This window comes from Rahnella sp. AN3-3W3 (assembly GCF_003263545.1).
GTDB classification, from domain to species: Bacteria; Pseudomonadota; Gammaproteobacteria; order Enterobacterales; family Enterobacteriaceae; genus Rahnella; species Rahnella variigena.
In genome coordinates this window covers 1-11,210 of sequence record NZ_JYDG01000120.1, presented here as the reverse complement: position 1 = coordinate 11,210, position 11,210 = coordinate 1, and the positions used below count along the sequence as shown (strand labels likewise).

Annotated in this window: 10 protein-coding genes and 1 other RNA gene; 8 read left to right on the top strand and 3 right to left on the bottom strand. The window is 50.9% G+C overall.

Annotated features, from left to right (window positions below; genetic code table 11):
- The 6 genes from UC15_RS24265 to UC15_RS24240 all read left to right on the top strand — a co-directional run.
- The coding region (locus UC15_RS24265; RefSeq protein ID WP_157961033.1) for a DUF3274 domain-containing protein at positions 1-493 on the top strand (493 nt) is incomplete at its 5' end.
- Positions 490-1,182 (top strand): hypothetical protein, encoded by a 693-nt coding sequence (locus UC15_RS24260; protein ID WP_112291623.1) that lies wholly within the window; start codon positions 490-492, stop codon positions 1,180-1,182. The genes UC15_RS24265 and UC15_RS24260, both read left to right, overlap by 4 nt.
- The gene (locus UC15_RS24255; protein WP_112291621.1) at positions 1,179-1,871 is read left to right on the top strand and encodes a hypothetical protein; all 693 of its coding nucleotides are present in this window, start codon (positions 1,179-1,181) and stop codon (positions 1,869-1,871) included. The genes UC15_RS24260 and UC15_RS24255 overlap by 4 nt, the downstream gene beginning before the upstream one ends.
- A gap of 222 nt (positions 1,872-2,093) precedes the next feature.
- A complete protein-coding gene (locus tag UC15_RS24250; protein WP_112291626.1) occupies positions 2,094-3,200 on the top strand; it encodes an ABC transporter substrate-binding protein in 1,107 nt (368 codons plus the stop codon).
- Between the two features lie 51 nt (positions 3,201-3,251).
- On the top strand, positions 3,252-5,225 hold the full coding sequence (gene cirA / locus UC15_RS24245) for a catecholate siderophore receptor CirA (RefSeq protein ID WP_112291619.1): 1,974 nt from the start codon (positions 3,252-3,254) through the stop codon (positions 5,223-5,225).
- An 84-nt stretch (positions 5,226-5,309) separates the two neighbouring features.
- Complete coding sequence (locus tag UC15_RS24240) at positions 5,310-6,269, top strand: D-2-hydroxyacid dehydrogenase family protein (RefSeq protein WP_112291617.1); 960 nt, start codon at positions 5,310-5,312, stop codon at positions 6,267-6,269.
- 77 nt (positions 6,270-6,346) lie between these two features.
- On the opposite strand, the gene UC15_RS24235 is transcribed toward UC15_RS24240, so the two are convergent.
- Positions 6,347-6,679 (bottom strand): DUF496 family protein, encoded by a 333-nt coding sequence (locus tag UC15_RS24235; RefSeq protein ID WP_013574907.1) that lies wholly within the window; start codon positions 6,677-6,679, stop codon positions 6,347-6,349.
- A 157-nt stretch (positions 6,680-6,836) separates the two neighbouring features.
- Positions 6,837-7,934 (bottom strand): FUSC family protein, encoded by a 1,098-nt coding sequence (locus UC15_RS24230; protein WP_112291615.1) that lies wholly within the window; start codon positions 7,932-7,934, stop codon positions 6,837-6,839.
- A gap of 255 nt (positions 7,935-8,189) precedes the next feature.
- On the opposite strand from UC15_RS24230, the gene UC15_RS24225 reads away from it, so the two are divergent.
- Together UC15_RS24225 and sbcB are read left to right on the top strand one after the other, a co-directional pair.
- Complete coding sequence (locus UC15_RS24225) at positions 8,190-9,248, top strand: glycosyltransferase family 9 protein (RefSeq protein ID WP_112291613.1); 1,059 nt, start codon at positions 8,190-8,192, stop codon at positions 9,246-9,248.
- 155 nt (positions 9,249-9,403) lie between these two features.
- The gene (sbcB, locus tag UC15_RS24220; RefSeq protein WP_112291611.1) at positions 9,404-10,831 is read left to right on the top strand and encodes an exodeoxyribonuclease I; all 1,428 of its coding nucleotides are present in this window, start codon (positions 9,404-9,406) and stop codon (positions 10,829-10,831) included.
- Between the two features lie 282 nt (positions 10,832-11,113).
- Here the strand turns inward: sbcB and UC15_RS24215 are convergent.
- A non-coding RNA gene (locus UC15_RS24215) (RtT sRNA) lies at positions 11,114-11,209 on the bottom strand.
- Between the last annotated feature and the right edge of the window lies 1 nt (position 11,210).

Here is an 11,210-nt window from a genome sequence, read left to right as displayed (position 1 = left end):
GATCATTGATGTTAACGGGGGAAAATATTTTTCATACCATCGGACAAAAACACCGGAAGAAATCAAAAAAGAAATCGACAAGGCACAATCCACGGTATTAAGTCAGCACTCATCGATTGTCATGAGTGATAAAGCGCCAGCCATGGCAATGGCTTACGATCTGGCTATCGGTCAGTGCAAATCTCACGTTATTGAAGATGGCCGGTTCTGGCGGGATTTGTTACACCGTGCGGACTGGCGGCGGGAATATAACCCCAATCCTGACACATCAGAATATTACCAAACAGGGAGATTAAACCCTCGGGATATTAAACCCTATATGAACAAACCAGACGAAATTTTACCCAAGGGAGAATTCGAGGTAGTTAATGATTACGGCCCGCGCACCCGTACTCATGCGGCCCGTTATCCTGAAATACATAACCAGGAAATCCCTGTTTATCAGTGGCCGATGCCGTCCACGCTGACTGAAAAGGAATTAAAAAGAACATGAAAACACGCCCACGTATTGCCGCCGGTCTGGCGGCGCTTTTACTGCTTGCCGGATGTTATGGCCGCACCAGCGAAAAACCGGCGCAAATTATTTACCGTTTTGACGATCACCGCTATCTGGAATTAGTGGGATTTTATTGTCAGGGAGCTTTAAATTATGTCGATACAAAACGCGGAATAAAATCAGAAGTGCAAAGCCAATTTTATCAGGCTTTCGGGGAAAAACTCATCCATCCCTCTGAGCGTTATTTAGTGATACCGCATTGGGATGCACGTGCATTGGCAGTATCAAAAGACTATGGGCAAACATGGCAAACAGCATCAATTTCAGGAAACTACTTCCCAAGCAGTAAAGAGGCCGAATCAATTACCGTTGTTAATGATCGTGGTTATTTGCTGACAAAAGACGGGCGGTTATACGTGAGTTCAGCGCCGTTTGATGATCCGCGTGTTATGCCGGGGGGAGCGGGTATTCATTATAATATTGATGGTGAGAATCATAGTATTACTCCACAATTTCCCGGCAGGTCGTGGGGTATGGAATTTATAAAACAAAAAGATATACCTAATCTAACAATAAAATATTATTCAAACTGGCAAGATTTCCCGCAAAAAGTGCCAGATGTAAAAAACTATCAGGGATGGGATCATATGAAATGTAATCCAGGTTTGGGGCTTGAGGACAAATGAAAATAAGTCCACGTATTGCCGCCGGTCTGGCAGCACTTTTACTGGTTTCCGGTTGTTATGGCCGCACCAGCGATCCCCCTGCGCAGATTATTTACCGTTTTGACGATCATCGCTATCTGGAATTAGTGGGTTATTATTGTCAGGGGGCGTTAAATTATGTTGATACAAAACGAGGAATTAAATCAGAGATATCTAGCCAGTTTTACAGGGCTTTTGGAGAAAAGTACATTCATCCTTCTGAGCGTTATATCGTTGTCCCTGATTGGGATAGCAGAGGGTATGCAGTATCAAAAGACTATGGGCAGACATGGCAAACAGCCCCTAATTCAGGAAATTACACGCCAAACAACAGGCAAGCTGAATCTCTGACCGTTGTTAATGATCGTGGTTATTTGCTGACAAAAGACGGGCGTTTATACGTGAGTTCAGCGCCGTTTGATGATTTGCGCGTCAGAAAAGGAGGGGCGGGAATTGATTATATTATAGACGGGGAAACAAAACATCTTAACCCGCTTTCCGCCGGACCTAGTTGGGGCTTGGATTTTGTCAAAGAAAAGGATATGCCAAATTTAATTTATCAATATCTTTCAAACTGGCAGGATTTCCCGCAAAAAGTACCCGAGGTAAAAAATTATCAGGGATGGGATCATATGAAATGTAATCCAGGTTTGGGGCTTGAGGACAAATGAAGAAACTCCCACGCATTGTACTGGATTAGCCCTTGCGATCTTACCTGCCGCCCCTGCCGGGCGGTTTTACCCTCTTCGGCTTCCTTCCCCCTTCCAAATGTAAACCGCATTGATAATCGTTATCGTTTCTTTTATTGTTAGCGCCTCTTCAGGGAAACGTAAAGGAATCGGAAGAAGATGAATTTTCAGCATAATCTTTTCACTACGCTGTGCGTTAAACGAATGGCGGGCGGATTAGTCGGGCTTACGCTCGGTGTAATAAGCGTTACGGCGCAGGCTGTCACCGTGACAGATATTGCCGGGCGCACGGTGACTGTGCCCGATGATGTTCAGCGCGTTGTGCTCGGAGAAGGCCGGTTGTTCTTCGCCCTTTCCCTGCTCGAAGGCCAGAAACCTTTCGACCGCATTGTCGGCTGGCAGGGAGATTTCCGTAAGCTTGACCCGCAAACCTACGCCACCTATCAGGCGAAATTCCCGCAAATCGACAAAATTCCGCTGATTGGCAATACCAGCGCTGACAGCATCAGTCCGGAAAAAGTGCTGACGCTGAACCCGCAGCTGGCGATCTTTGGTTTATCAGGCCACGGACCGGGCAAAGAAAGTGAGCTGGTGAACCAGCTTCAGAAAGCCGGGGTGCCGGTGGTGTTTGTGGATTTCCGTACCTCTCCGCTGAAAAACACCCTGCCGAGTATGGAACTGCTGGGCAAAGTGCTGAACCGCGAGCAACAGGCGCAGGACTATATCCGTTTCTATCAGGACAACATCAAACGCGTCACCGATGTGACCAAAGACATTCCTGAGCAGGATAAACCCAAGGTGTTTATCGAATTGCGCGCTTCGACGGCAGATGAATGCTGCCGCTCAGCCGGTAACGGAAATATGGGTGACTTTATCGATCAGGCGGGCGGGGTGAATATCGCCAAACCTTTGCTGCCGGGTCCTCTCGGTCAGGTGAATCTGGAAAAAGTCATCGCTTCGCAGCCTGATGTGTATCTGGTCAGCGGTGGCGGTAAACCAGCAAAAGCTGGCGATCCGCACCCCGCCGGTTTAGTGCTGGGCGCGCAGACCACGCCGGAACAGGCGAGCGCCAGTCTGAAACCGCTGCTGGCGCGTAAGGGCATCAGTACCCTGAAAGCTGTCGAAGATGGCCGCAGTTTTGGCATCTGGCACAACTATTACAATTCCCCGTATAACGTGCTGGCCGTGCAGGTCTTCGCCAAAGCATTTTATCCGCAGAAGTTTGCCGATCTCAACCCGCAGCAAACTCAGAAACAACTTTATAAACAGTTCCTCGCCGTCGAACCGACCGGCACTTACTGGACAGAGTAAAAGGGACGCTGCCCCGGGCTGCCGGGGCTTTTTATCTCACGGAGAGAAGAAATGGTTAAGGTTAAATTTACACCGGCGGTTAAAGCCGGGCTGCTCGCACAACTGATTGCGGCCGCGATGCCGGTGATGGCGGAAGACGCCAGCGAAGTGAAAGAAAAAGAAGATCAGATGGTGGTGACGGCCTCCTCCATCGAACAAAATCTTAAAGATGCCCCCGCCAGTATCAGCGTGATCACCCGCGAAGATCTGCAAAAGAAACCGGTTCAAAACCTCAAAGACGTGCTGAAAGATGTTCCCGGCGTGCAAATCACTAATGAAAGTGACAACCGTCAGGGCGTCAGCATCCGCGGGCTGGGCAGCGGCTATACCCTGATTCTGGTTGATGGCAAACGAGTCAACTCCCGCAACGCGGTTTTCCGCCATAACGATTTCGATCTGAGCTGGATCCCCGCTGAATCTATCGAACGCATCGAAGTGGTGCGCGGTCCGATGTCTTCCTTATATGGCTCTGACGCGCTGGGTGGCGTGGTCAACATCATCACCCGCAAAGTCGGCACAAAGTGGCACGGCACGCTGAGCGCCGACACCACCGTTCAGGAACACCGCGATCGCGGCGACAGCGGCAACGGTAACTTCTTCGCCAGCGGCCCGCTGGTTGACGATTTACTGGGCGTGAAAGTTTACGGCGCGCTCGGTAAACGCGAGAAAGATCAGGCCAGTTCCGCCAGCGGCAGCACCGGTCAGCCGCGTATCGAAGGTTACACGTCGCGCAACGCCAACGTCGAATTCTCGCTGACGCCGGATGAAGATCAGGACATCACCTTCGGTTACGGGATGGACCGTCAGGACCGCGATTCCGACACGCTGGATAAAAACCGTATCGAACGCGAAAACTACTCGCTCGGCCATAATGGTCGCTGGGGCTTAGCGAATACCGAACTGCGTTTCTACGGTGAAAACATTGAGAACAAAAACGCCGAAACCATCACCTCGAAAAACAACTCCCTCGACGGCAAAGTGGTGATCCCGCTCGGCGATTACAACCAGTTCCTGACGTTTGGCGGCGAATACCGCAACGACAAACTGGAAGACGGCGTGAACATGAAAAACGGTGGCAGCACGCAGGCTAATCAGTACGCGCTGTTCCTGGAAGATGAGTGGCGGATGTTCGAAAATCTGGCGCTGACCGGCGGCGTGCGCATGGATGACCACGAAAACTACGGCGTCAACTGGAGTCCCCGTGCTTATCTGGTCTATAACGCCACCGACACCGTGACGATGAAAGGTGGCTGGGCATCGGCCTTCAAAGCGCCCTCTCTGTTACAGCTCAGCCCGGACTGGCAAAGCGCCTCCTGCCGCGGAAGTTGCAACGTGGTCGGCAGTAAGGATCTGAAAGCAGAAACCAGCGAAAGCGTGGAATTCGGCCTGTATTACGCCGGTCAGGAAGGCTTGCTGGAAGACGTGACCGCCAGTGCGACGGTGTTCCAGAATGACATCGACGACATGATCACGGTTATCCGAACCGCCAACCGCAGTCTGGCACCGACCTATCAGAACTTTGCTGGTTTCGATGCCAGCGGCAATCCGATCTTCCAGTATTACAACGTGAATAAAGCAAGGATCCGCGGACTGGAAACCGAGCTTGGTTTACCGCTAACCGACCAGCTGAACCTCAAGCTGAATTACACCTACAACGACGCCCGCGACCTGAGTAACGGCGGCAACAAACCGTTGTCCGAACTGCCATTCCATACCAGCAATGCGACGCTCGACTGGAAACCGCTGGATGCCTGGAGCTTCTATCTTTCCGCCAACTATAAAGGCAAAAGCCGCACCGTCACTGACGGCAACGCCACGCCTGGCGGATACACCATCTGGAACACCGGCGGTTCGTATGCGGTGAATAAAGCAGTAAAAATACGCGCCGGGGTACTGAATCTGACCGATAAAGATCTCAACCGCGACGACTACAGTTATAACGAAGATGGCCGCAGATATTTCGCTGCTGTCGATTACAGTTTCTGACAATAACCTCAGGCCGGGACACTTCACGTCCCGGCTGTTTCAGTGCTATATCTCTTTATCATTATTTTCAGATAAGGGATTTCCATGCCACTGCAATGCCTCATTCTTGATGATTACCAGAACGTTTCCCTTTCGCTGGCTGACTGGCACTCACTGACGCCGCAGGTAGAATGCCGGGCGCTGACTGAACATATTACCGATGAAAACGCGCTGGCAGAATCGCTGAAAGACGCTGAGATTGTGGTGATTATGCGTGAGCGAACGCCGTTCACCGCGGCGTTGTTTGCCCGTCTGCCCAAACTGAAACTCCTGATTACCTCGGGTATGCGCAATGCTTCCATAGATCTGGCTGCGGCAAAAAAGCATGGCGTGACCGTTTGCGGTACCGGCAGCGGACAGGCCGCGCCGGTTGAGCTGACCTGGGCACTGATCCTCGGGCTGGCGCGGCATCTGGTCACAGAAAATAATGCGCTGCGCCAGAACGGCCCGTGGCAAAGTACGGTCGGTTTTGGCCTGAACGGCAAGCGACTGGGTCTGCTGGGGCTGGGAAAAATTGGTCAGAAAGTGGCGCAGATAGCGAAAGCGTTTGGCATGGACGTCTGTGCCTGGAGCCAGAATCTTACCGCAGAACGCGCCGCAGAACATGCCGTGACGTTATGCGCATCGAAAGAAGAGTTGCTGCGAACCAGCGACGTGGTGTCCATTCATCTGGTGCTCGGCGACCGCACGCGCAACTTGCTGGGTGCGCAGGAACTGGCGCAGATGAAAGCCTCCGCTCTGCTGATCAATACCTCACGCGCCGCGATTGTTGATCAGCCCGCCCTGCTTGATGCGTTGCAAAACGGTGTGATTGCCGGTGCCGGGCTGGATGTGTTTGATGTCGAACCGCTGCCCGCTGACCACCCTTTCAGAACACAACCCAACGTACTGGCGACGCCGCATCTGGGCTACGTTTCCGATGGCAATTATCAGGTGTATTTCACCGAAGCCGTGGAAGATATTCAGGCGTTTCTGGCCGGTAAACCTGTAAGGGTTTTGGAATAAGGCTTAATCCTGAACGTAAATCACAGGCGTAAAAAAACCGGGTATCAACCCGGTTTTTGCTTTGAGAAGCGACGAAATTACTTGGTTTCGTTGGCTTTGATTTCGCCCATCGCTTTCAGCTTTTTGGACATTTCACGACGTTCTTTCGACAGGTCTGCATTGCGGATGATGTAATCATCTACACGATCTTCATAGTCGCCGCGCATGCTGGCAATGATTGCCTGGATTTCGTCGATGCTCATCCCTGGCTTGATGTAATCGCTCAGGTTGTCGAGCAGCAGAACACGTTTCTGGTTGTCACGGATTTTCTTCTCGTTGTCAGCAATTTCGCGTTGTAATTTGTTTTTACGACGGAAAATGCGCACAAACTCCAGAACGTCCTGGAAACTCGGCTTATTGATATTGTCCATTTTAACACCTTCGATTAAGTTACACAGATTCAGTGACTGACTTGTCGCAACCCGTTTTTGCCACCTGAAGAGTAGCGTAGCAAACACTGGCCTGCGAGCTCAGATAATCGTCCAATGGCTTCATCTTACCCGTTTTAGGCCACAGACAAAAATCCCTTCATGCTTTCGTTGTTTTAACGCTGTTTATTTGAGCTTCTTCTTTCTGCATCGTCATGGTGATGAGGTCGCCCATAGACTTCAGTTGTTCCGCCACCTGCGCGCTCAGCCATACATAACCGTAGACCTGCGCTTCCAGATGATTTGCCGCGTTCATTTCTGCCATCAGCGCTTTCAGTTCTTCAGCAGATTCATTGAGCTGATGATTAATAGTCAGCTCATCACCCTTCGTACCGTTCATCAGCATCAGACTGAGTTTTTCCAGCGTGCTGAGCATCAGCAACTGTGCACTGCGCAAGGTGCGGGCGTTGAGCATCAGGAAGTGGCTTTCGCGTGAACTCCAGTAAGCATCGGCCAGCAGTTCCAGCGTACACAGCAGATTGCGACTCAGCGTCTGGATCGCGTCAAACACTTCGCGCGGAATATGTGATTCTTTACTGGCAGGCGCGAAAAGCGAACGCATCTTGATCATCTGGCTCATAGACGTTTTCATTTTACCGTGCAGATGCGGACGCTCGAGCATGTTCGGCGACAACCACGCGCTGTAGAGTTTATTCAGCGACATCAGGTAATCGGCCATCTGTATACGCCAGTGAATAAACGCACGCTGCGGATAAATACTGGCGAAAAGCAGCGCCAGCAGGGAACCGAAAATCACATCGCCGGAACGCCACAGCGCGGTATTCATATCACCCGGCCCTGCGCCGCAGACCACCGCCAGCGTAATACCAATCAGCAGCGCCATATAAGGGCGTTTACCGAGGGTCAGATAGCCACTGACAAACATCACCACTGCGCACCACACCATCATCAGCGGAAAGGAATACAGTTCGAGCCATAAGGCAATCAGCCCTGAAGCCGAGCCTAAAACGGTTCCGCTGATACGCTCAAGCACGCGCTGAACGACGTTTCCCCAAAACGAAATCGGCCCCATCACCACGACCATGGTGATCAGCGGCCAGGTGCCCTCGGGGATTTCAGTCAGACGCACGATCACAAAAGTCAGCAAAAATGCCACGGCGATACGCAGCCCGTGAGTAATGCGGTAATTACGGTAAATGACGTTATCCAGCGGAGAAATTTTCTTGTCGAGACGCACGTTAGGCCTGCCGTAAGGCTTGAATTCAAAGTAGGCAGTAGTTTAGCCGAGTTACCACAGGCATTCACCCCGGTTATGTCAGGGTTTTGGCCGATTGATAGTGGAAAATGAGGAAAGGAATGCAGTTAAACGTGAAAGGCGCCGGGAGCAAGATTGACTTGGCGGATTGCGGCTAGGTAAAATCAGAAAATAATTCTGACAGTTATAATATGTTATGAAATATTTTCATCTTGCTTAAATTAGGAAATTCAAGGAATGGCGTTTAAAAAACTCAGGCATTTAAACAGGAAAAAGAATATTTTCCTGAAAAAAGTCAAACTCGACGCCCAGTTATTATTCCTCGATAAAATAAAACGTCGCGAACCGGCACCCTTCTCAGAGAAGATGAATATCGTCATGCTCTGCAATGCGTTTGGTATTGGCGATGCGATTGTCATGAGCGGCCTGGTCAATGCCTTACATCAGCAGGGGCACAACATCACTATGCTGTGCGAAAAAAGAACGGCATTTATTTTCGAGCATTCACCGCTGGTCGACAGTGTGATTGTTTTTGAAAAAACCAGTGACCTGAAAAAGATGCCGGTTAAATCCTATGACCTGCTGATTGATATCAATGATAAAAACCATTTAAGCCCGCTCAGATTTAAAATCATTAAAGCGCTGAATCCGAAAATTGCACTGACGCTGAACCAGAAACAATACAAGATTTACGATATATCAATCGATTACCATCAGCCGCATAACCATACCAGCTGGCGTCACAGAGCCGTTCTTAATACGCTGGGCTATACGGATCCTGTGTGGCAATATGCGCTGACTATTCCGGCAGAGATTGAATCCACAACCGCACAGTTTTTAAGCACGCTGAGTCCGGGAAAATTAGTGGTCATTAATCCATACTCCACCGAGCAAGCCCGCGATATGTCACCGGCTCAACTGGCAGGAATAACAACTTATCTGGCGAAAGACGCTCAAAATACGGTGGTGTATATCGGCACCCCGGCTCAGCTGGAAAAAATAGATAATGCTTCAGGAATTAAATTCTCGTCCCCTTCTTTCCTGCATGCTGCCGCGCTGATTAAAGCCGCTGATTTGGTTATTTCTCCGGACACGTCCGTGGTGCATTTGTGTAAGGTTTATAATAAAAATCTTATCTGTTTATACAACAACAAAGTGTATGGTCAGGGATATCAGAACAATATTGTGTGGGGGCCGGATTATGATAAAGCCACCCAGATTTTGTCTCCGGGCAAGCGCGTTGATCAGATAACCTCCGAAACCCTCGTCGCCGCGCTGGAAACGTCGGGCTTCTGAGGTTCCTGAACCGCACGTAACCTGCCAACATTCAGTATCTTCCTCAGCCATGGTATTCTCTGTGGCAGTGATTTCCTCTTTGCTTTGCACGCGTGACTCGCAGAAATATCACGCTGGCGTAAAGTGCCTTCGACTGAATAAGGCCTGCTTAACTAATGTCAGATAAACCGCAAAAAACCTTCTATTTTCATGACTATGAGACTTTCGGCAAGAATCCGGCGCTGGACAGACCGGCGCAGTTTGCCGGTGTCAGAACCGACGAAGATTTCAATATCATTGAAGAACCGCTGGTCATTTATTGCCGCCCTTCTGATGATTATCTGCCGGAACCGGAAGCGGTGATGATCACGGGTATTACCCCGCAAATCGCGCTGGAACGCGGCGTGATCGAAGCTGAGTTCACAACGCAGATCCATAAAGCCTTCAGCGTACCGGGCACCTGCATTGTCGGATATAACAACATCCGTTTCGACGATGAAGTCAGCCGTAATATCCTTTATCGCAACTTTTACGACCCTTATGCCTACAGCTGGCAGAACGGCAATTCCCGCTGGGATTTGCTGGACGTGATGCGAGCCTGTTATGCGCTGCGCCCTGAAGGCATCAACTGGCCGGAAAATGATGACGGTTTCCCGAGTTTCCGCCTCGAACATCTGACCAAAGCCAACGGCATTGAACACGAGAATGCGCACGACGCGATGGCCGACGTGTACGCTACGATTGCGATGGCGAAGCTGGTGAAACAGGCGCAGCCCCGTTTGTTCAGTTTTCTGCTGGAACACCGCAGCAAGCATAAGCTGAATACGCTGATCGACATTCCCTCGATGGCGCCGCTGGTGCATGTTTCCGGTATGTTTGGTGCCGCGCGCGGTAATACCGCGTGGGTCGCGCCGCTGGCATGGCATCCCGAAAACAAGAACGCTGTGATCATGTGCGATCTGGCCGGTGATATGTCGACGCTGTTAGATCTCAATCCTGATGAAATGCGCGAGCGTTTGTACAGCCGCCGCGACGCGTTACAGGCCGGGCAATCTCCGCTGCCGATTAAGCTGGTACATATCAATAAATGTCCGGTGCTGGCACCGGCAAAAACGCTGTTGCCGGAAAATGCCGAACGTCTGGGCATTGATCGTCAGCGCTGTCTTGAGAATCTGCAACTGCTGCGTCAGAACCCGCAGGTACGCGAAAAAGTGGTTACGATGTTTGCCGAAGCCGAACCATTTACGCCGTCCGATGATGTGGATGCCCGTTTGTACGACGGTTTCTTCAGCGATGCCGACCGCGCCGCGATGCGCATCATTCTGGAAACCCGCCCGGAGAATCTTCCGGCACTGGATCTGACCTTTAACGATTCCCGCATTGAGCCGCTGTTGTTTCGTTTTCGTGCGCGCAACTACCCAGCCACGCTGACGGATGCCGAGCAAAAGCGATGGATGCTGCACCGGCAGACGAAGCTCACTGACGAACGTTTTCAGAATTATGCGTTAGAGCTTGAGGCGCTGTATAACTTGCATGAGGGGGATGTTGAGAAGATGGCGCTTCTCAAGGCGCTGTTTGAATATGGGAAGAAACTGGTGGGTTAATTTTTGGGGATTCCCGAACACCCCCTTCCGGAATAGTGAGAATTTCGGTTTTTCAAAAGCAGTGAGCACCCGTCGTTAAAAACTGACCGAGTAAATTTCGGTTTCTCACGTGCAGTGATCACTTAATTCGTTGCGCCGAAACCGCCCAAAGGAGGGAAGTGCTTTCCCTCCTTTGGATTCCTCCCCGCTTTTTTACTGCGCGCTATCGCTGGCACGACGGACATATCCTGTGGCAATAGTGAATGGCGCAAAATGTCATCGCTACGCGATTCCCGAACTTCAGGATTACTCGGCCTACGGCCTCGCCCTTCGGGCCGTCACTTCGTGACGTTGTCTCGCTCCGCTCGGCTCGAGCCTCTGGTCTCGAACCGTTCATTCG

Bases quoted from the DNA above. Each gene is read 5' to 3' on its own strand.
- UC15_RS24255 (WP_112291621.1), top strand. From the start codon at position 1,179: ATGAAAATAAGTCCACGTATTGCCGCCGGTCTGGCAGCACTTTTACTG.
- cirA (WP_112291619.1), top strand. From the start codon at position 3,252: ATGGTTAAGGTTAAATTTACACCGGCGGTTAAAGCCGGGCTGCTCGCA.
- UC15_RS24235 (WP_013574907.1), bottom strand. From the start codon at position 6,679: ATGGACAATATCAATAAGCCGAGTTTCCAGGACGTTCTGGAGTTTGTG.
- UC15_RS24250 (WP_112291626.1), top strand. From the start codon at position 2,094: ATGGCGGGCGGATTAGTCGGGCTTACGCTCGGTGTAATAAGCGTTACG.
- UC15_RS24260 (WP_112291623.1), top strand. From the start codon at position 490: ATGAAAACACGCCCACGTATTGCCGCCGGTCTGGCGGCGCTTTTACTG.
- UC15_RS24240 (WP_112291617.1), top strand. From the start codon at position 5,310: ATGCCACTGCAATGCCTCATTCTTGATGATTACCAGAACGTTTCCCTT.
- UC15_RS24225 (WP_112291613.1), top strand. From the start codon at position 8,190: ATGGCGTTTAAAAAACTCAGGCATTTAAACAGGAAAAAGAATATTTTC.
- sbcB (WP_112291611.1), top strand. From the start codon at position 9,404: ATGTCAGATAAACCGCAAAAAACCTTCTATTTTCATGACTATGAGACT.